This is a genomic window from Microbulbifer zhoushanensis (assembly GCF_021729055.1).
Lineage (GTDB): Bacteria > Pseudomonadota > Gammaproteobacteria > Pseudomonadales > Cellvibrionaceae > Microbulbifer > Microbulbifer zhoushanensis.
The window spans coordinates 20,128-40,477 of sequence record NZ_JAJSAO010000002.1 but is presented as its reverse complement, the minus strand read 5'-3'; the positions used below and the strand labels follow the sequence as shown (position 1 = coordinate 40,477).

Sequence of the window (20,350 nt, the reverse complement as noted above, 5' to 3'; positions counted from 1 at the left end):
TGCAGGGCCTGCGGGTATCCTAGGGTGCGCCACGAGACACTGGTACGTGGCCACATCCGGGGCGTCACTGCTTGTGGCTGCGGTGCGCCAGCCAGCCTCTGCGGCGCATCCTGTGCGGCCCAGCCTATGCGGCCCAGCCTCTGCGGCCCAGCGTGTACTACAATGAAAATGACGCCAGCCAGTCGGGGAGCTTTCCTGATGACGCGATTTTTCTGTGCCTTGGTATCTGGCCTGCTGGTCACGGTGTCCCTGCCCGCCTGTTATGACGATCCCAACAAAAAGTATGCGCTGGAGCCGCTGCCCAATGTAAAGGAGGGCGCAGCGGAGCAGCTGGCACGCAAGGCGAACCCGTTTGGGGATGCCATGGTGCGCTACCTGCGTGGCAAGCCCCGTGAGGACGGGAACGAATTTATCCTGGGCGTGCGTTTTGAGCCCGGCGGCTTTGCCCCGCGTATGGATAGCATCGGTGATGTCGAGGCGCTGCTGGTCATCATGCGCGATTACCCGGCCATGCGTATCGTGATTGAGGGGCATACCGACAACGAGGGCGACCCGGAGAAGAATCGCAGGCTGTCCCAGGTGCGGGCAGACTGGGTGCGCCAGTTCCTGCTCGAGCGCGGCATCGATGCCGAACGGGTGGCAGCAGAGGGTTTCGGGGATACGGTTCCGATCGCTGACAACAGTACTCCGGCGGGGCAGAAGAAGAACCGGCGACTGGTGATACGCGTGGTGAATTTCGATTCGCAACCGGTGTCAGTGCAACTGCAGCATGAAGAACAGCAGGAGTCACCGGAAACAGGCAACCGGCCCGCCGATCAATGACTGCAGGCAGTCGATGAGCGGGCAGGCCGGGCACCGGTTCAGGCGGTGCCGATCTCCAGCGAGCGCAGGATCTCTGCGGTGGGGTCCACCTGGTTCATGGTATAGAAGTGCAGGCCCGGGGCGCCGCCTTGCAGCAGGGTATCGCACAGGTCGGTGACCACTTCCAGCCCCAGCTTGCGGATATCTTCCGGATTATTGAAGCTCTCCATGCGGTGGCGCAACCAGCGGGGGATTTCCGCACCGCAGTTGCGAGAGAACCGCGCCAGGTTGGTGAAGTTGGTAATCGGCATGATGCCCGGGTAGATGGGCGCATCGATGCCGGCTTTCTCGCACTGGTCGAGAAAATAGAAGTAGGCATCCGGGTTGTAGAAGTACTGGGTCAGCGCGCTGTTGGCGCCGGCCTCGAACTTGCCCTTCAGGTAACGAATGTCGTCGTCGTAAGAGCCCGCTTCCGGGTGAATCTCAGGGTAAGCGGCAACTTCCAGGTGGAACCGGTCGCCGGTATGGCGGCGGATAAAGGCCACCAATTCGTTGGCGTACACCAGCTGCGCCACAGCGCCCATGCCGGAAGGCATATCGCCACGCAGTGCCACGATGCGATCCACGCCCGCTTCCCGGTAGGCGTTCAGGAGTCCCAGCACGGTCTCCTCGTTATCACCGCCGAAAGACAGGTGCGGCGCGATGGAGATACCGTCGCGACGCAGGCCGGTGACGATATCCACAGTGGTTTCGCGGGTGGTACCGCCGGCGCCGTAGGTGACGGAGAAGAACGCCGGGTCAAACTCCTGCAGGGTCTCGCGGGTCTTGTACAGCTTCTCCCGGCCCTCGGGCGTCTTGGGCGGGAAAAACTCAAAGCTGATTCTGGGGGTGTCGGTCATGATACTGTCTTTTCCAGTCCCCGAGGGGCTGGACCCCGCCCGGTGCCGGAGTGCGGCAGGGCGGAATGACGATCTTGCAACCAGCATCGTCACGCCGGCTCGCGCCGGCGTCCAGTCTCGGTTCAATTAATACTTGTAGCTTTCTGGCTTGAACGGGCCTTCCACGGCAACGCCGATATACTTGGCCTGGTCCTCGGTCATGCGGGTGATCACACCGCCGAAGCCCTCGACCATGTAGCGGGCGACTTCCTCGTCCAGTTTCTTCGGCAGCACTTTCACGTACAGCGCGGAAACTTTCTGGTCCGCCGGCAGGTCGGCAAACTTCTCCTGGTACAGGTGAATCTGTGCCAGTACCTGGTTGGCGAAAGAGCCGTCCATGATGCGGCTGGGGTGGCCGGTGGCGTTGCCCAGGTTCACCAGGCGGCCCTCGGACAGCAGCAGCAGGTGATCGTTGTCTGCCGCATTGCGCACGATCTTGTGTACCTGCGGCTTCACTTCCTGCCATTCCCAGTGCTTGCGCATGTAGGCGGTATCGATCTCGTTGTCGAAGTGGCCGATGTTGCACACCACAGCGCCACTCTTCAGCGCTTTCAGCATATGCGCATCGCACACGTTGGTATTGCCGGTGGTGGTCACCAGCAGGTCGGTGTTGGCCAGCAACTCCTTGTTGATACCCTCGTCGGTACCGGTGTTGATGCCGTCCTTATAAGGGGAAACCAGTTCGAAGCCGTCCATGCAGGCCTGCATGGCACAGATGGGGTCCACCTCGGAGATCTTCACGATCATGCCTTCCTGGCGCAGGGAGGCGGCGGAGCCCTTGCCCACGTCACCGTAGCCGATCACCAGGGCTTTCTTGCCGGACAGCAGGTGGTCGGTACCGCGCTTGATGGCATCGTTCAGGCTGTGGCGACAGCCGTACTTGTTGTCGTTCTTGCTCTTGGTGACGGCGTCATTGACGTTGATCGCCGGCACTTTCAGGGTGCCCTCGCGCAGCATGTCCTGCAGGCGGTGCACACCAGTGGTGGTTTCCTCGCTGATACCGTGGCAGTTATCGAGGATCTGCGGGTACTTGCGATGCAGCAGCTCGGTCAGGTCGCCGCCGTCGTCGAGGATCAGGTTCGGCTGCCAGCCGGCCACGTCGTCACCCACGGTGCGTTCCAGGCACCACTCGTACTCTTCCTCGGTCTCGCCCTTCCAGGCAAATACCGGGATACCGCTGGCAGCGATGGCCGCGGCGGCGTGGTCCTGGGTGGAGAAAATGTTGCATGAAGACCAGCGTACTTCGGCACCCAGCGCCACCAGGGTTTCAATCAGCACTGCGGTCTGGATGGTCATGTGGATACAGCCCATGATGCGCGCACCGGCCAGCGGCTGCTCTGCGCGATACTTCTCGCGCAGTGCAATCAGGGCCGGCATCTCGCCCTCGGCGATTTCAATCTCGCGGCGGCCCCAGTCCGCCAGGGTAATATCGGCGACTTTGAAATCCTTGAATTCAGTGCTCATCTGGTTCATTGCCCATCCTAAAAGTTTGTTCGTGAATTTTTTGCGGCACAGGGATGTGCCGCCGCCGGCCCAGGCCGGCGCGAGCCCGCTGAATTCAAGCAGAGTCGCATCTCTGCGCCAGAATTTAGCGGGCGACAGCCAGATTATTCACGGATGAATTATCTGGCTGGGAATCAAGAAAGACCCGCGTGCTGTCGCAGGATCTCGGCCTTGTCGGTTTTTTCCCACGGGAAGGCAGTGAAGGTCTCGCTGCGTTGCTGGCCGCTGCTATCGGTCCAGCTGTAAGTGTGCTCGAACGGCTCGCGCCCGAAGTGGCCGTAGGCCGCGGTCAGCTGGTACATCGGGTGTAGCAGGTCCAGGGCCCGGGAGATGGCGTAGGGACGCAGGTCGAAGTGCTCGCGCACCAGCTCGATCAGTTTGTCCTCACTTACCTTGCCGGTACCGAAGGTATTGATCGACACGGAAGTGGGCTCGGCCACGCCAATGGCGTAGGACACCTGGATCTCGCAGCGCTTGGCCAGCCCGGCGGCGACAATGTTCTTGGCCACGTAGCGACCGGCGTAGGCGGCGGAGCGGTCGACCTTGGACGGGTCCTTGCCGGAGAAGGCGCCGCCGCCATGGCGGGCGGAACCACCGTAGGTGTCGACGATGATCTTGCGCCCGGTCAGGCCGCAGTCGCCCACGGGGCCGCCGATCACGAACTTGCCGGTCGGGTTGATGTGGTACTTGGTGCCCTCGTGCAGCCACTCCTGCGGCAACACGTGGTGCACGATCAGCTCCAGCACCGCCTCGCGCAGGTCTTCCTGGCTTACTTCCGGGCTGTGCTGGGTGGACAGCACCACCGCGTCGATGGCGCACGGCTTGCCGTGCTCGTCGTAGCGGAAGGTGATCTGGCTCTTCGCGTCCGGGCGCAGCCACGGCAACAGGCCGGACTTGCGCGCCTCGGCCTGGCGCTCCACCAGGCGGTGGGCGTAGTAAACCGGCGCCGGCATAAAGGTCGGGGTCTCGTCGGTGGCATAGCCGAACATCAGGCCCTGGTCCCCGGCACCCTGGTCTTCCGGCTTGGCACGGTCGACACCCTGGGCGATATCCACCGACTGCTTGCCGATCATGTTCAGCACGCCGCAGGTGTCGCCGTCGAAGCCCACGTCCGAGGAGGTGTAACCGATATCGGTGATCACCTTGCGCACCAGGTCTTCCAGGTCCACCCAGGCACTGGTGGAAATCTCGCCGGCAATCACCGCCACGCCGGTCTTTACCAGCGTCTCGCAGGCCACGCGCGCGTGCTTGTCGCGCGCCAGCAGTGCGTCGAGCACCGCGTCGGAGATCTGGTCGGCGATCTTGTCCGGGTGCCCCTCGGATACGGACTCCGAGGTAAACAGTCTGTATTCACTCATGTGAAAGTCTCCATGTCTTGCCTGCGGCAAACGAAATAATGCTCGGTGTTATTGCGGGAGCCTCCAGGGCAGGCTCCCGCGGTTAAATTACGGTTTCAGGAATTCCCGGATCTGGATCTGGAAGCCATTGCGCAGGGCGCTGTATACGCTGCGACCATCCTGCAGGCCGGCGTCTTCCGCCCAGGCCTGCAACTGCTCCGGGGCAAAACCCAGCCACAGGTCACCACAGGCCTCGCGGGCCCAGTCCTGGCGGTGGTCCTGCAGCTCTGCCACCAGCAGCTGGCCGCCACTTTTCAGGGCCTGCTGCAGGTCCTGGAATATCTGTGCCGGCTCCGGCGTATGGTGCAGCACCATATTGACCACGATGCTGTCGGCGCTCTGTGGCCGCGCGGCGGCCTCGCGGGTGTCCCCGCAGACAAAGTCGATATTCGCCAGGTTGCGGTCATCGGCAAACTGCCGGGCCCGCGTGAGCATGGTCTCGGACAGGTCAAGCGCGGTGACGTTGTCGAAGCGGGGGCTCAGCTCGGCGAGAAACTCCCCCTCACCGGGGCCTACCTCGAGGGCCCTGGTCCCGGGCTTCAGCAGCTGGGCCACCTGCGGGCCGTAGACTTCGTAGCCAGCGATCAACTCCTGCTGCTCGCGGAAGCGATTGCCATAGTCGGCGAAGAAGCGGCGCGAAGCCTCGGCGCGCTCCCGGGCAATGGTCGCCACGGCGGCGGCCCGTTCCGGGGACAGGGGCAGGCGGTCGAGGCTGGCAAACAGGCCCCGCAGCGCCTCACCGTCACCACTGCGGCGGTAAAACAGGTTGTTGCCCTCGCGCCGCTTGCTCACCAGGCCGGCCTGGGCCAGTACTTTCAGGTGATGGCTGAGCGCCGGCTGGCGCAGGGTGAAGATGCGGCACAGCTCCAGCACGCTGTAGGAGTCCTGGCTCAGCAGGCGCAGGATCTCCAGGCGCAGCGGATCCCCCGCGGCCTTGAGGGTCGCGGCCAGCTGGGGGATGGCGTCCGGAATGGTCTGTTCCGGTTGCTGGATGGCGTGCTGGGAATCTGGCATGAGGCGCAGTCTAGCAGCGTTCCAGCCTGCATCAAAGGATTTTGATATAGCTCCATAAAAATATTTTGATGCAGGTGTGTTGTTTTAAGCGCCGGCACCTGCGGAGCAATTTTGTTGCGTGAATAACGCGACAATCGGCCACCGGCCTTTGCGCAGCGCCGCCGATTGCGTGAAAATACGCCTCCTTTTTCGCCGCCGTGGCCTATGGTGAATGCGGCCCGGCCCCGCAAACTGACCTGAGAGCAGAGCCCTATGACTTCTTCCAACCCGACCCGCACCGAACTGGCCAATGCCGTTCGTGCCCTGTCCATGGATGCCGTGCAGAAAGCCAAGAGTGGCCATCCCGGCGCGCCCATGGGCATGGCAGATATTGCCGAGGTCCTGTGGAACGATTACCTGAAGCACAACCCGGCCAACCCCGACTGGGCGGACCGCGACCGTTTCGTGCTGTCCAATGGCCACGGCTCCATGCTGCTCTACTCCCTGCTGCACCTGACCGGCTATGACCTGCCGATCGAGGAGCTGCAGAACTTCCGCCAGCTGCACTCGAAGACCCCGGGGCACCCGGAGTATGGCTACGCGCCTGGTGTCGAGACCACCACCGGCCCGCTGGGCCAGGGCATCACCAACGCGGTGGGCATGGCGCTGGCAGAGAAAGTGATGGCGGCGCAATTCAACCGCCCGGGCTATGAACTGGTGGATCACCACACCTACTGCTTCCTCGGCGACGGCTGCCTGATGGAGGGCATCTCCCATGAAGCCTGCTCCCTGGCCGGTACCCTGGGGCTGGGCAAGCTGGTTGCCTTCTACGACGACAACGGCATTTCCATCGATGGGGAGGTTGAGGGCTGGTTCACCGATGACACGCCCAAGCGCTTCGAGGCGTATGGCTGGCATGTGATCCCGGGTGTCGACGGCCACGACCCGGCGGCGGTGAAGCAGGCCATCGAGGAGGCCCGCGCCGAGACCGCCAGGCCCACCCTGATCTGCTGCAAGACCGTGATCGGCTTCGGTTCCCCCAACAAGCAGGGCCGCGAGGAGTGCCACGGCGCGCCGCTGGGTGATGACGAGATCGCCCTGGTGCGCGAGACCCTGAACTGGAACCACGGCCCGTTCGAGATCCCCGAAGATATCTACGCTGGCTGGAACGCCCGCGACAAGGGCGAGGCGCAGGAAGATGAGTGGCGCGATATCTTCGCCGACTACCAGGAGGAGTTCCCGGAGCTGGCGGCGGAATTCGAGCGTCGCATGAGCGGTGAACTGCCGGCGGACTTCCTTACCAAGGCGGATGAGTACATTCGCGAGTGCCAGGAAAACGGCGAGAAGATAGCCTCGCGCAAGGCGAGCCAGAATGCACTGAATGCCTATGGCCCCATGCTGCCGGAATTCCTCGGCGGCTCTGCCGACCTGGCGGGCTCCAACCTCACCATCTGGTCCGGTTCCGTGGGCGTGCGCTCCGACAACGCCGCCGGTAACTACGTTTACTACGGTGTGCGCGAGTTCGGCATGAGCGCCATCATGAACGGGATCGCCCTGCACGGCGGTTTCGTGCCCTACGGTGCCACCTTCCTCATGTTCATGGAGTATGCGCGCAACGCCGTGCGCATGGCCTCACTGATGAAGCAGCGGGTGATCTTCGTTTACACCCACGATTCCATCGGCCTGGGCGAGGACGGACCCACCCACCAGGCGGTGGAACAGCTGACCGCCCTGCGCTCCACCCCGAACCTGTACACCTGGCGCCCCTGCGATGCGACCGAGTCGGCGGTGAGCTGGAAGATGGCAGTCGCCCGCAACGACGGCCCCAGCGCCCTGATCTTCAGCCGCCAGGGCCTGGCGCCGCAGAGCCGTGACGCCGGCCAGCTGGCCCAGGTGGAGAAGGGCGGCTACGTGCTGTCCGACTGCGAGGGCCTGCCGGAGGCCATCATCATCGCCACCGGTTCCGAAGTGGAACTGGCGATGGAAGCCCAGAAGCAGCTGTCCGGCCGCAAGATCCGTGTGGTCTCCATGCCCTGTGCCGAGGCATTTATGGACCAGGACGAGGCGTACCGCGAGTCGGTGCTGCCGTCCAGCGTCCGCGCCCGCGTCGCTGTGGAAGCGGCCCACCAGGATTACTGGTACAAGTTTGTCGGCTTTGACGGTGCCATCGTCGGTATGAAGACCTTCGGCGAATCCGCCCCCGGTGGCGAGCTGATGGAATACTTCGGCTTCACCGTCGACAATGTGGCGCAGACCGTCGAGAAACTGCTGAAGTAAAACGTGCGCTGCACGACCTTCTACCTGGATGCCGGCACTTGCCGGCATGACGGCTGCGAAGCCTGACTTTGCCCTGCCGTCGTCCCGGTTCCGGCCGGGATCCAGCACCCACGGGAGTCAGCTCAATATGCTGATACTGGCTGGAAGTTCATGAGTATCAGACTTGCCATCAACGGCTACGGCCGCATCGGCCGCTCCGTCCTCCGTGCGCTGTATGAATCCGGCGCGCGCGATCGTTTGCAGATCGTCGCCATCAATGAGCTGGCCGACTGCGCCACCATCGCCCACCTGACCCGCTACGATTCCGTACACGGCCGCTTTGGTGGTGATGTCGAAGTGCAGGGCGATGCCCTGGTCGTTAACGGTGACCGCATCGCGGTGACCCACCATGAACAGCTGGAAGACCTGGACTGGCGCAAAGACCGGGTTGATATCGTGCTGGAGTGCACCGGCAGCTTTACCGAGCGCGCCCGCGCAGAGCTGCACCTGAAGGCCGGGGCAAAAAAAGTCCTGTTCTCCCAGCCCGCCAGCCGCGATGTGGACGCCACCATCGTCCACGGCGTCAACGACGATATCCTCACTGGCAAGGAGACCATTGTCTCCGCCGCCTCCTGCACCACCAACTGCAGCGTCCCGGTGATCGCCGCGCTGGATAAAGCGTTTGGTATCGATGCCGGAGTGATCACCACCATCCACGCCGCCATGAACGACCAGCCGGTAAGCGATGCCTATCACCATACCGACCTGCGCAAAACCCGTTCGGCGGTTACCTCCATTATTCCTGTCGATACCGGGCTTGCCCGCGGTATCGAGCGTATCCTGCCCAGCCTGGCCGACCGCTTCGAGGCCCAGGCGATGCGCGTACCCACGGTCAACGTGTCCGCAATCGACCTCTCCGTGCAATTGCACAACACTGTGACCCAGGCCGAAGTAAACGATGTACTGAGTGCAGCGGCAAAGAACGATTTTGCCGGCGTGCTCGGCTACACCGAAGAGCCCCTCGCCTCCTGCGACTACAACCACGATCCCCGCTCCGGCATCGTCGATGCCAGCCAGACCCGCGTTGCCGGTGGCAAACTGGTGAAAGTGTTGATCTGGTTTGATAACGAGTGGGGATTTGCCAACCGGATGCTGGACGTGGCGATGCAATTAAAGAGCCTGGAAGGCCGTGAGGCCAGTCACCACGACCACATAAAATAGCTTCTGCGCCAACCTGCTCGCATTATTGAGAGGCAGTTCTCAAATTTCTTTATTGGGATTGCTGCTCACCAATCCCTGCCGTTATTTCCTTCTACGATAAGAAAGCTTTGCCAAAAATTTTGGAGTAATGCCTGTTGGAGTCTGCCCCGCAGGGGCGCCTTTATATGGTCGATGTACCTTAAACCTGTGGATAACGATAAAAATTACACTGGGGGTATGCAATGACATGTTTCTGGCCTGGCCGCATGCTGGCGGCTATTTTTCTGTGCACCACAATAATCGTTTCCGGTTGCGGTGGCGGCGGCGGTGGTGGTTCGACATCGGGCACAGGGGGCACTGGTGATTCTGGGGGCGCGGGTGGCTCAGGTGGTTCAGGAGGCTCAGGAGGCTCTGGAACTGGAGATACGACTCAAAACCAGCCTCCGATAGCCCATGCTGGCGAAGACATAGTGGCTAATGAAGAGACCACCATCCTCTTGTCTGCCGGGCAATCTACAGACTCTGACGGAATGATTGATAGCTTCCAATGGGAGCAGCTTTCTGGTCCCTCGATTGAAGTAGAAAGTTGGGAAGGAGAGTCGATATCGTTCGTGGCCCCAGTTGTAGAGGTGGAGGCTGTATTCGAATTCCAGGTTACAGTCAATGATAACGAAGGCGCTTCAGCCATTGACCAGGTTATTGTAACTGTTGTGCCTTACGCTCCGATCAGTCAGTTGGATATCAGGTTTCCTTACAATGGGAGCCGTTTCTTTGGAAGCACAATAAGCGTAGTAGGTTCGATTGAGAGGGCGAGGGCTGCCGTTGATAGCGTCGGGGTGAGGGCTACAGCTGGAGCGGGTGAGATATCTGTCGAGGTGCAGGAAAATGGTGTTTTCTTAATAAATGATTTGCCGTTGCCAGCCAATGATCAAAGTCCGATCATTCAATTAGACGCATATCAAGACGGTGTTATTGATAAATCTGTACAAGTCAGCATAGAAAATAAGCCTACCTTGGTGCGTCCACTTTTCGCATTGGACAAGGCTAATACGGATAAAATCTTTGCACTTGATTCCACCTCAATTTCTAACGATCGGCTTTTTCGCGTTGATCTGAAATCAGGTAAATTTGATAGCTTAATAGGTACTGATACAAGGTTGCCGGGACAACCATGGGATATAGTTCATGATGTTGATCGCAATCGGCTTCTGATTCTCAATGTTTCTACACATTTGGTCGATTATATCGACCTCGAGACCTATGATTCAGGGGTGGTTTCCAGCCAGGCTGTCGGAAGTGGCCCAATACCGGAGCTGATCTATGATATAGAGATAGATCCACTCGGAAACCAGGTGTTAGGCATAGATGAGAGCCAAGAGGCTCTCTATTCAATAAGCCTAACTACAGGCGATCGAAAAATAGTTTCCTCAAATGACGCGGTTGGTACCGGTATCGCGTTTTCAAACCCCAGTCGGCTAACTGTAGACACGGAAGGCAGGTTTGCTTACGTGTATTCGAATGCGTCGTTGATTGCAGTTGAACTGGAGACCGGGAATCGATCAGTGGCTACATCCGCCAGTGTTGGAGAGGGGCCGACTATTGCAGACCCATTTTCAATGGCATTTGACCCTGTCAGGAAGGTTGTAGTTTATTCTCAGCCATGGAGTGATATATACAGGGTATTTGTCGATAGCGGTGATAGTGAGGTTTTCTCTGAGAATGGGCAGTCAGGAGTGACGGCTGGATACTCTGTTAATGTATTGTATGACAGCCACTATGATCGATATCTGGTCGGAGATATAGGAGGTTGGTCTGAGGATTCCGATGCTGTTTTCACTGTTGATAGTAGTACGGCTGAACGTTCAATAATAATTGAGCAAACTGTTGGTAGTGGACCCGGTGTGGGAGAATTTTACGACTTCTACCTTGGTCAAGCGAATAATGGTTACCTCCTGGATTATGGGAGCGGGTCCCTGCAAAAAGTTGATTTATCGACAGGTGTGAGGACTGAAGTTTCTGGTGTTTCCCGGGGCAGTGGTCCGGTCCTTCAGTGGCCGAGAAAAATGGAGGTAGATTCAGTCGCAGGTACCGCTTATATATTGCAGCAGAAGGATGATGCCTCTGGTGCATCAGCCCAAGTCCTGAGAGTTGATTTGGAGACCGGCGATCGAACTTCTATTGCAACAGACTCAGATGGTATGGGCCCTGTGATTATGTCCGCTCGGGGGATTGCTTTCAGTAATAAGAATAATCAGCTGTATTTTGCCGATGCTGAAGTGGGGGCAGTGATTGCGCTGAACCTTTCGGATCTCAGTCGAGAGATAGTGTCAAGCGCTGAAATTGGATCTGGCGAAGGGTTTATTAATCCTACAGGCATTAATTATGACTCTGCGACGGATAGAATTTTCGTTGCCGACGCGGGCTTGGGCGGAACGGATTCCGCAAGAGTTTTTTCGATTGACGTTGCTTCTGGAGATAGAACAACAATATATGAACCTTATCAGGGGGTAGGGCCATACATGAACGGCGTGGCTGATCTCGACTTGATGCCTGACGGAAAATCCCTGTTGATTAGGTCTGATTTTGACCAAATTTCTTTGCTAGACATTGAGACTGGAGATCGGGCAGTGGTGGCAGACCAATCTGCAGGGGAGGGAGAATTCCTTATGAATATAAGGTCTGTCGCTATTTCTCAGGATGGGTTGGTCGCTTACTTTACAGGTTATAATCATCAGGCATTATTTGCTGTTAACCTGAAAACAGGGGATCGGGTCATGATCGCCAGGTGAGGGATAAAATAATCAGTAATTATAAAGGTGAATTCCGGGACTTTTTTCAATGCTATCTTACCAGCCGTGAGATTTGTATAAGTAATTATAATTGGGGTCTATGACTTAAAGTCATGGAATAATTGCGGTACGGCTAAGCTTTTGACGCTCAATTTTACCGGATTCAGTTCATTTTTTTATTCTTAGGCCATGTGTTCAAGAAGTGATTCATGGCCTGCTTGTCCAGGCTCGATCTTGTGGGCACCACCGGCATGTGATCCGATACAATGCGCAATGAGCGGCAATGAGCGGCAATGAGCGGCAATGAGCGGCAAGTGTGTTTTTGCAGTGAGGATGTTCCCATCGCCTACGCTGGCTAGCTGCGCATTTATGCCGATGTGTATGGAGTCTAGGTGCATGCCTGGTCATGCTGCATCCTGAATACCTGAAACTGAGGCGATACCCGAAGCAGCGCCGGGTATGATGCTGTGCGCTCTTTGCGGCGCGTATAGCCCCATCTGTTGCCGAAAAAATAGCATTGACGACCGACCGGGGGCTGGCGCTGGCTGATGATCGCTTCCAAGCAGCAGTGCCAGCGCCGTGTCACGCACCTGAAAGCGGTTCGCCCGAGGCTGACGGTGTCTGGCTGAAACTGGCAGTGGGATGGTACGCTAGGTCCAGAGTTAGTTTCCGTAGCATTTTTGCATTCCAGTTACCGGCCGTTGCCTCTTGAAGATTTACCTGCTTACCCACGAACGCGAGATACACCGCCCGACAAACACTGGCTCAATCGCCACAGCCACATGTGGCGATCTGGTCCGGCGGGTCATCTGGCAGCGCCGCCACCCTGATCCTGAAATAGTCGAGCTGATCCAGGCTGGCGATGCCGCACTTGTTTATCCTGGGACTGAATCCGGGCTGTCCCTGAAACCGGTTTCCGCCTTCGAAACATTCATCCTGCTGGACGCCACCTGGCAGGAGGCCCGTAAGATGTATAACCGCAGCCCCTATTTCAAGGGGGCGGAACGGGTGAGCCTGGATCCGGGGATTGAGTCCGCTTACTGCCTGCGCCGCAACCAGCGGGAGGGCGGGTTGTGCACGGCCGAGTGCGTGATTGAGCTTCTGCAGGCGAAAGGATTTGGTGCGGTGGCAGAGAATTTGCGAGAGGAGTTCGGGCGATTCAACCAGCGATAAAGGGCCCGGGCTGGAATTGCCAGGATATTAAATTTTCTGTTTCAAAAGTATTGCTGGCTGCCCGGCTGAAACCGGTCATCAAGCATAACAGGAGTCCTTAATGGCCGATCGGGTTTCCCTGCTGGTGGATGTCCAGAATATCTACTACACCACCCGCCATGCGTATGGGCGTAATTTCGACTACAACGCCTTCTGGCGCCAGGCGACCGCCGGACGGGAAGTGGTGAGCGCAATTGCCTATGCCATCGATAGAGGCGACGAGAAGCAGCGCCAGTTCCAGAATATCCTGCGCGGGATTGGCTTCGAAGTGAAGCTGAAGCCTTTTATCCAGCGTGCCGACGGCTCTGCCAAGGGTGACTGGGATGTGGGAATTACTATCGATGCGCTGGACTGTGCGGCGGGATCCGATGTACTCGTACTGGTCTCCGGGGACGGTGACTTCGACCTGTTGGCCGACCGAATCCGATCGAAGTTTGGTATCCCGGTCGAGGTATACGGGGTGCCCTCGCTGACAGCCGGCTCCCTGAGGCACGCGGCCTCTCGCTTCGTGCCGATCGAGGGGGAGCTGTTGCTGAAGAGTACTGCCCAGTGACTCCTGATCACCAGCTGCGCCCCGGCGGTCACGGAAGCGCCAGACAGGTTCGCGATCTTCTCCGGGCCTGATAACCTAGGTCCCAGCATTTACCGAACTTGCCAGGTGCGGACCTGTGGCACTGATTATAGTCCTTCCGCGCACCAGAATAACGACCAATTGGGGAGTGACATGAAGCTACGCATGGGACTGATCGCCGTGATACTGGCACTGGCCGCGGTCACCGCGCAGGCCGCCAGTATCTCTGAATACGCCGCCGGCATGGAGCGCCAGCCCGGCTACTACGATTTCTACTGGGACGACACCACCGGCCGCATCCTGCTGGAGGTGGATGAGTTCGACCGGGAATTCCTGCTGCTGACCGGCCTGGCCCAGGGCCTGGGCTCCAACCCGGTGGGACTGGACCGCAACCAGGGTGGCGAGAACCAGCTGGTGCGCTTCGAGCGGGTGGGCAACAAGGTCCTGCTGCACCAGCGCAATATGCAATACCGGGCCCACTCCGATAACGCCGCCGAGCGCCAGGCGGTGCGGGAGGCTTTTGCCTCCTCGGTGCTGTGGGGCTTCGAGGCGGTGGCGCGGGATGGCGATACCCTGTTGATTGATTTCACCCCCTTCCTGCTCAGTGACCAGCATGGGATTGCCAGCCGGCTCAAATCGACCGAGCAGGGCACTTATAGCGTCGACGCCTCCAAATCCGCGGTTTACCTGCCGCGTACGAAGAACTTTCCCCGCAACAGCGAATTCGAGGCGCAGCTGACATTTGCCGGTGGCAATCCCGGCAAGTACCTGAACGAGGTGGTGCCGACGCCGACCCTGGTTTCCCTGCGCCAGCATATCTCCCTGGTGGAGCTGCCGGATGACGGCTACCGCCCGCGTGCATTCCACAGCCGAAGTGGTTACTTCCCGTTTATCTTCCGCGACTATGCCACCGCGATCGACCAGCCGCTGGACCAGCGCTTTATCTATCGCCATCGCCTGGAAAAGAAACCGGGCAGTGACGAGCCGGTGGAGCCGATCGTCTATTACGTCGACCCGGGGGTGCCGGAGCCGGTGCGCAGTGCCCTGATTGACGGCGCCAGCTGGTGGAACCAGGCATTCGAGGCGGCCGGGTACAAGAATGCCTTCCAGGTGAAACTGTTACCGGAAGGGGCCGACCCGCTGGATATCCGCTACAACGTGATCAACTGGGTGCACCGCTCCACTCGTGGCTGGTCCTACGGCTATGCCATTGCCGACCCGCGCACCGGGGAAATCCTCAAGGGCAACGTGACCCTGGGCTCCCTGCGTGTGCGGCAGGACTACCTGATCGCCCAGGGCCTGCTGCAGCCCTATGGCGACGGGGATGCAGATACCTCTGCGCTGAAAGAGCTGGCCCTGGCACGTATTCGCCAGCTGAGCGCCCACGAGGTGGGCCATACGCTGGGCCTGGCCCATAACTTTATCGCCAGTGCCAGTGAGCGTGCCTCGGTAATGGACTACCCGGCCCCGCTGGTAACCCTGCGGGGCGAGGAGATGCAGCTGGCGCAGGCCTATGACACCGGTATCGGTGAGTGGGACAAGCTGGCGGTGCGCTACGGCTATGGCGAGGCGGTGGATGAGCAGGCGTACCTGGCAGCCGTGATCGAGGACGCCACAGGGCAGGGCCTGCGCTTTATCTCCGACCCGGACTCCCGCGACATCAATGACGCCCATGCGGACTCCCACCTCTGGGATAACGGCGCCGAGCCACTGGCGGAGTTCGCCCGTATGGCCGAGCTGCGCCGCCATGCCCTGGATAACTTCTCCAGCGCGGCCAACCCGGCGGATGCACCGCGTTCGGCACTGGAGGAGACGCTGGTACCGGTCTACTACGGCTATCGCTTCCAGGCCGAGGCGGTGGGCAAGCTGATCGGCGGGCTGGATTATGATTACCTCTACAACGATGCCGAACAGGTGTCCTACAACCTGGTGCCGGCAGAGGAGCAGCGCCAGGCAGTGGATGCACTGGTCTCCACCCTGGAGCCGGAATTCCTGGCCCTGTCCGAGCGGGTGCTACAGTTGCTGCCACCGAAGTCCTATGGCTACAGCCGCACCGCGGAGAGCTTTCCGGCCCGCACCGGCGTCGCTTTTGATGCGGTATCCATGGCCGAGGCGGCGGCCGGCCACACCCTTTCAATCCTGCTGAATCCCGAGCGTGCCGCACGCCTGGAAGAGCAGTCGGCCCGCCGTGCGGGACACCCGGGATTCGCCACGGTGCTGGAAAGCCTGACCGAAAAAGCTCTGGACAACGGCGCCTACGACGGGCTGGCGGCAGCGATTCACCAGCGGGTCAACCATGCCTATTTCCACCACCTGATGCTGCTGGCGGGCAATGCCGGGGCCGCGGAATCTGTGCGGGCCAGGGCGAGCATGGAGCTGGCGCGGATCCAGCACAGCATCGGGCGCATGAAGCTGTTCGGTGATGATGCCGAGGGCTATAACGCCCACTACTACTACCAGGCCCAGAGAATCGGGGCCTTTACCAGCGGCAAGCTGGAGCCGAAGGCGGATGAGCTGCAGGCCATGCCGCCGGGCTCGCCGATCTGACCGATAGCCGCTTCGCCGGCCGGACTGTGGGTTTGGCCGGCCCGGGGCGGTGTCAGGACCGGCGGGGTTTGCAGGCAGGGAGTCGGGTGCGGGTAAAGGCTGGCGGGCACCAATAAAAAAGGCCGCTTGCGCGGCCCTAAGCGGGGGGTCAATCAGTTCACTCTTCCAGGGTGACCAGGTCGTAGCCTGAAAGGGCGGGAATGGATGCGTGCAGCGCCTCTTCCTGCTGGTCCAGGGTTTCCAGCTGGGCGCAGAACTTCTCTGCCCTGGCCTCGAGCACTTCTGCCCGGGCCTCGACATCGCGCTCCACTTCCTCGGCCAGCTTTTCTGCGTTGCGTTCGATACTGCGGCCGCCGGTAAACACGGCTTTCAGCGCGTGCCAGGCGATACTGCCGGCGGAATCCATGGCGAGCTCTTCGATACGCGGTTCCAGGTCCTCACCGATGGTCTCCTCGATAAAATCCCCGACACCCTGGTCGCCAAATACGAATACATTGCCTTCGACATCAAAGCGCTGCTGGGCCCGCTCGCGTATCTCGGCGGAAGTCTGCTGCAGCCCGTTGAAGTTGGGGTGATCCTGTCCGGCGAGCGCGGCCAGGGCTACGGAAACGCCGGTCAGGGCGATATCCACCGCATCCAGGGAGATCATCGTCAATTCCCGGCTGGCCCCGTACAGCTCGCCGTGGTAACGCTGTAGCTGCTCACCCTGCTCTGCAGAGATATCCACCGGGTTACCCTCCACCAGCAGCTTGTCCGGCGACTGGAAGATCACCAGGGCTTCATCGTCTTCAGGCTTGGCAAAAGTCTGGAAAAAGTCCGGGCCCACCTGTACGTGATAGTGCAGGTCTGCGTTGCAGCTATCCTGGTCATTTATTTCAAGATTGATGTCACTGGCGGCCGCCTGGCCGGCCAGTGCCAGGGCACTGGTGAGGATAAGTGGTTTCCACATGGGAATGCTGTTCTCCGATTTCTCTGGTTCTGTCCCTAGGACGCGGTGCAGGCGCCGGCTGGATGCAGGTAGCTACGAAAATTTCCGCTGTCGCGGTGTTTGAGTAAAGGCGCCTGACAAAAGTGACATTTGGTATTTTCTGTTGGGGCAGAGACGGGTAACCCGTGTCACGTCGATTCATTCACGGCATCGAAGGAAATTCTGGCGCATATCCGTACCTGCCGTAACGCCATTCCAACCCGCTACCGGCGGCATCCGTCGCAGCCACGCTAGAATGAATGCCCCGATGACAATAAAAGCGATAAATGGGAGGAAGCGGTGACCGGATTCCTGATTCATGTTCCCCTTATTTATGTTCCTTTCTCTTTCCCTTGCCCTGGCTCGTGCATTCGCGCCACTGCTGCGGTGCTGGCGGCCCTGCTGTTGTCCGCCTGCACCGATGGGGAATCGGCCCCGGGCAGGACGAGTGCACAGGGCGGAGAGCCCCTGGTGGTGGCCCGTATCGGTGAGCGGGAAATAACCCTGGCCGAACTCGACCGTAGCATCCAGTTACCCCAACACGACCTGGCCCTGGCCGAATATCGCCTGCGCGCCGGCGCCTTGCGCCAGCTGCTGGAGCGGGAGGCCGGGGATGGTGGCGGCGCCAGTGCCGAGTGGCTGCTGGAGCCTCCGGCTCCCCCGCGCGAGGAGCTGCCGGTGGGCGGCCGCCCGTTGCGCGGTAACCCCGATGCACCGGTTACGCTCAGTATCTTCTGCTCTTACCAGTCACCGCATTGCGCCGCGCTGCAGGCCACAGTGCGCCAGCTGCTGGAAAGTTACGCCGGCTGGCTGCGCCTGGTGCATTTTGACCTGCCGCTGCGTTATCACCGCGAGGGACCACGGGCGACCGCCGCCGTGCACTGTGCCCGGCAGCAGGAGCGGGGCTGGCCCTACGCGGATGGTCTCTATTCCCAGGCACAGAAACTGGGGGATGAAACCTACCTGCGGCTGGCCCGGGTCCAGGGCCTTCAGCCCGGGGCTTTCACCCAATGTATGGCGGTGCACGACAGCGCACCGGCGCTGCAGCGGGACCTGGCTGTGGCCGGTGAGCTGGGGCTGGAGACAGTGCCGGTGGTGTTTATCAACGGGCTGTATATTCGTGGCCCGCGCCCCTACGAGGAATACGCGCACTGGGTCGACGCCGAGCTCCAGCGCCTGGGCCACGATTCCTCCATTCCACACCCGCAGGCCAGCCGGTTTGCAATAAATGGCGGCGGGCCGGGGGAGACTGACCTGCCACTGGTATTGACTGGCACCAGTGTGTCCAGTGAGCGGGACAACTCCACCGCCCTTATCGCTGTGCAGGATGCGGCGGCTACCAGCTTCAGCAATGGCAGCAGCCTGATGCAGGGGGTCAGGCTGGAGAGCATCCGCGCAGACCATGTATTGCTGGACAATGATGGAACCCTGGAGCGCCTGTCCCTCCGTGGCCAGGAGGGGGAAGGGGTACATGTGCCGCTGACCTCGCCGGAGCCCCGGGACAAGGAAACCATGCGCCGGATAGAGCAGCCGGAAGGAGAGACGCGCAAACTGGTGGCCCCCTCGGGCGTCCTGCCGCTGGGCCGGAAATGGCTTGCGGAACAGTTGCGCAATCGTGATGAACTGGAAAAACGCTTTGTCGAGGCAGAGCACCAGGTGGATGGGCATAACCTCCTGAAACTGGAGGGGATCGAGGATAGTGAATTCTTTGCCGCCCTGGGGCTCGAGGAAGGTGACGTGGTAGTGCGGGTCAATGATACCTGGGTTCACAGCGACCAGAACCAGCTGTGGGACGCGCTTACCAGCGGGCAGGTGGTGGATGTCACCTTTATGCGCAACGGGCTGCCGCAGCGTATCCAGTATGTTGTTGAGGAGCGGGGTTACTTCGAGGAGGGCGAATCGGGGGGGGATGAGTCCGGAGGGAGTGACACAGACGAGTGAGCGGTAATGGCCCCGCACCAGGGCGGGGCCCGCTCACCGGAAGGTTTTACTTGTCCGGGTTGCCGTTCCACATCAGGCCGGAAATCTTGTTCTGGCCCTGCCGGCTCGGGTGGAAGCAGTCACCACCATCGATATCGTCTTTGCCGAACTGGAAGGTGCCCACATTCTGCTGGCTCTCGCCATTGTACTCAGCGACCACCTCGACACCGTTGACGCCATTGTAGGCAGTGGCTTCCTGTTGCAGGACCTCATTGTACAGTCGCTGTGCCGCGGTTACGCCGGCCAGGCGCGTGGCAAAGCTCTCGCCATTGAGGGTGCCGTCATTGGTAGCGATCCTGCAGATACCGAAAGTGGACCAGGCACTCTGGCAGTTAACCCGCCAGTTACCGGTCTGCTTGGCCACGCCGGCATCATAGAGGTCCTGGACCCTGGGCACCGAGCCCAGCAGCACAGTGGACCCGGCAGGCAAGCCGTTGACCAGTTTATCCAGCCCGGCCTGGACCGCCGAGCGCCATTCCGCCTCGGTGTAGAGCGGATCGCCACAATTGGCCGGGTCGACGCAGTCACGGTTGCAGATATCGTTGCCGCCCAGCACCACTTCGACATGGTCAGCTACCAGTGTCTGCGACAGGATCCGGTCTGCCTGGATGCTGAAGCTGTCACCGCCGCCGCGCATTTCAGCACCGGACTCTGCCGCCGCCTTGTTGGCGGCAATATTCGGGTCCAGCTGCAAGTAGCGGTCGTGTACGCTGAAAACGTCCGAGTCATAGCCATCGAACCAGCTGTGCTCCGGTTGGTCACCGCCCAGCAGGCAGAAAAAACCACCGGTAAACCAGGTGTTGCCGGTGCAGTCGGCGGCAAAGCCCATGGTGATACTATCTCCCGCCGCCACGGCCTTGGACGGCGCGGCCGAGGCCTGCCCGGTACTCAATAATGTACTCAATGCCAGTAATGTGAGTAGATTGACTCTGTGCATGGTTATTCTCCAGTCACGCTGAGATTTTTATTCGTTAGGGTTTATTCGTGATTTTTCGGTGAGCAGCCTGATAGTAGGTGGGTTGTGGGGATTTGCCGCCTGCAGAATGCCGACCCGGCAGTCGCATGTGCGCTTTGGGAGCTTCTTCGCAGTTGTGACGTATGCTCCCACAGCATTGGTGAAGCTGGTTGGGGCGGACGGCACCCGAAAATTAACTTGCACATTTGTACGGTTTTGGGGCGTGAAGTTTTGGCTGGGC

14 protein-coding genes are annotated in these 20,350 nt (G+C 60.1%); 8 read left to right on the top strand and 6 right to left on the bottom strand.

Features of this window, described 5'->3' with window-relative positions; genetic code table 11:
• Positions 1–198 precede the first annotated feature (198 nt).
• Complete coding sequence (locus LVD10_RS03700) at positions 199–822, top strand: OmpA family protein (RefSeq protein ID WP_232939853.1); 624 nt, start codon at positions 199–201, stop codon at positions 820–822.
• A 38-nt stretch (positions 823–860) separates the two neighbouring features.
• On the opposite strand, the gene metF is transcribed toward LVD10_RS03700, so the two are convergent.
• The 4 genes from metF to LVD10_RS03680 all read right to left on the bottom strand — a co-directional run bounded on the left by metF (position 861) and on the right by LVD10_RS03680 (position 5,653).
• Positions 861–1,700 (bottom strand): methylenetetrahydrofolate reductase [NAD(P)H], encoded by an 840-nt coding sequence (gene metF, locus LVD10_RS03695; protein ID WP_237061911.1) that lies wholly within the window; start codon positions 1,698–1,700, stop codon positions 861–863.
• Positions 1,701–1,826: 126 nt separating this feature from the next.
• Positions 1,827–3,212, bottom strand: coding sequence for an adenosylhomocysteinase (gene ahcY, locus LVD10_RS03690; protein ID WP_232939849.1), 1,386 nt, complete (start codon positions 3,210–3,212; stop codon positions 1,827–1,829).
• A gap of 164 nt (positions 3,213–3,376) precedes the next feature.
• Positions 3,377–4,600, bottom strand: a complete 1,224-nt coding sequence (gene metK, locus LVD10_RS03685) for a methionine adenosyltransferase (protein WP_237061910.1) — start codon at positions 4,598–4,600, stop codon at positions 3,377–3,379.
• A gap of 87 nt (positions 4,601–4,687) precedes the next feature.
• Entirely contained in the window at positions 4,688–5,653 is a 966-nt protein-coding gene (locus LVD10_RS03680) for a metalloregulator ArsR/SmtB family transcription factor (RefSeq protein ID WP_232939845.1), read from the bottom strand.
• Between the two features lie 252 nt (positions 5,654–5,905).
• Here LVD10_RS03680 and tkt point away from each other — a divergent pair, with 252 nt between their 5' ends.
• From tkt to LVD10_RS03650, 6 genes are all read left to right on the top strand, one after another.
• Positions 5,906–7,909 (top strand): transketolase, encoded by a 2,004-nt coding sequence (tkt, locus tag LVD10_RS03675; protein WP_232939843.1) that lies wholly within the window; start codon positions 5,906–5,908, stop codon positions 7,907–7,909.
• 150 nt (positions 7,910–8,059) lie between these two features.
• Positions 8,060–9,109, top strand: coding sequence for a type I glyceraldehyde-3-phosphate dehydrogenase (gene gap / locus LVD10_RS03670; protein WP_237061909.1), 1,050 nt, complete (start codon positions 8,060–8,062; stop codon positions 9,107–9,109).
• 221 nt (positions 9,110–9,330) lie between these two features.
• A complete protein-coding gene (locus tag LVD10_RS03665) occupies positions 9,331–11,877 on the top strand; it encodes a PKD domain-containing protein (RefSeq protein ID WP_237061908.1) in 2,547 nt (848 codons plus the stop codon).
• A 708-nt stretch (positions 11,878–12,585) separates the two neighbouring features.
• The gene (locus LVD10_RS03660) at positions 12,586–13,050 is read left to right on the top strand and encodes a tRNA-uridine aminocarboxypropyltransferase (protein ID WP_232939837.1); all 465 of its coding nucleotides are present in this window, start codon (positions 12,586–12,588) and stop codon (positions 13,048–13,050) included.
• A 100-nt stretch (positions 13,051–13,150) separates the two neighbouring features.
• The gene (locus LVD10_RS03655) at positions 13,151–13,642 is read left to right on the top strand and encodes a LabA-like NYN domain-containing protein (RefSeq protein WP_237061906.1); all 492 of its coding nucleotides are present in this window, start codon (positions 13,151–13,153) and stop codon (positions 13,640–13,642) included.
• 171 nt (positions 13,643–13,813) lie between these two features.
• A complete protein-coding gene (locus tag LVD10_RS03650) occupies positions 13,814–16,207 on the top strand; it encodes a zinc-dependent metalloprotease (RefSeq protein ID WP_237061904.1) in 2,394 nt (797 codons plus the stop codon).
• A 157-nt stretch (positions 16,208–16,364) separates the two neighbouring features.
• Here the strand turns inward: LVD10_RS03650 and LVD10_RS03645 are convergent, their stop codons facing one another.
• Positions 16,365–17,156: a DUF2884 family protein gene (locus LVD10_RS03645; protein WP_232939832.1), complete on the bottom strand. Its 792-nt coding sequence runs from the start codon at positions 17,154–17,156 to the stop codon at positions 16,365–16,367.
• Positions 17,157–17,474: 318 nt separating this feature from the next.
• Between LVD10_RS03645 and LVD10_RS03640 the strand changes: the two genes are divergently transcribed.
• Complete coding sequence (locus LVD10_RS03640) at positions 17,475–19,115, top strand: thioredoxin domain-containing protein (RefSeq protein WP_237061902.1); 1,641 nt, start codon at positions 17,475–17,477, stop codon at positions 19,113–19,115.
• 46 nt (positions 19,116–19,161) lie between these two features.
• Here the strand turns inward: LVD10_RS03640 and LVD10_RS03635 are convergent, their stop codons facing one another.
• Positions 19,162–20,091, bottom strand: a complete 930-nt coding sequence (locus LVD10_RS03635; protein ID WP_237061899.1) for an SGNH/GDSL hydrolase family protein — start codon at positions 20,089–20,091, stop codon at positions 19,162–19,164.
• Between the last annotated feature and the right edge of the window lie 259 nt (positions 20,092–20,350).

What these genes read in the sequence shown, in the direction of transcription:
- LVD10_RS03700 (WP_232939853.1), top strand. Translation starts at nt 199, where the DNA reads ATGACGCGATTTTTCTGTGCCTTGGTATCTGGCCTGCTGGTCACGGTG.
- metF (WP_237061911.1), bottom strand. Translation starts at nt 1,700, where the DNA reads ATGACCGACACCCCCAGAATCAGCTTTGAGTTTTTCCCGCCCAAGACG.
- ahcY (WP_232939849.1), bottom strand. Translation starts at nt 3,212, where the DNA reads ATGAACCAGATGAGCACTGAATTCAAGGATTTCAAAGTCGCCGATATT.
- metK (WP_237061910.1), bottom strand. Translation starts at nt 4,600, where the DNA reads ATGAGTGAATACAGACTGTTTACCTCGGAGTCCGTATCCGAGGGGCAC.
- LVD10_RS03680 (WP_232939845.1), bottom strand. Translation starts at nt 5,653, where the DNA reads ATGCCAGATTCCCAGCACGCCATCCAGCAACCGGAACAGACCATTCCG.
- tkt (WP_232939843.1), top strand. Translation starts at nt 5,906, where the DNA reads ATGACTTCTTCCAACCCGACCCGCACCGAACTGGCCAATGCCGTTCGT.
- gap (WP_237061909.1), top strand. Translation starts at nt 8,060, where the DNA reads ATGAGTATCAGACTTGCCATCAACGGCTACGGCCGCATCGGCCGCTCC.
- LVD10_RS03665 (WP_237061908.1), top strand. Translation starts at nt 9,331, where the DNA reads ATGACATGTTTCTGGCCTGGCCGCATGCTGGCGGCTATTTTTCTGTGC.
- LVD10_RS03655 (WP_237061906.1), top strand. Translation starts at nt 13,151, where the DNA reads ATGGCCGATCGGGTTTCCCTGCTGGTGGATGTCCAGAATATCTACTAC.
- LVD10_RS03650 (WP_237061904.1), top strand. Translation starts at nt 13,814, where the DNA reads ATGAAGCTACGCATGGGACTGATCGCCGTGATACTGGCACTGGCCGCG.
- LVD10_RS03645 (WP_232939832.1), bottom strand. Translation starts at nt 17,156, where the DNA reads ATGTGGAAACCACTTATCCTCACCAGTGCCCTGGCACTGGCCGGCCAG.
- LVD10_RS03635 (WP_237061899.1), bottom strand. Translation starts at nt 20,091, where the DNA reads ATGCACAGAGTCAATCTACTCACATTACTGGCATTGAGTACATTATTG.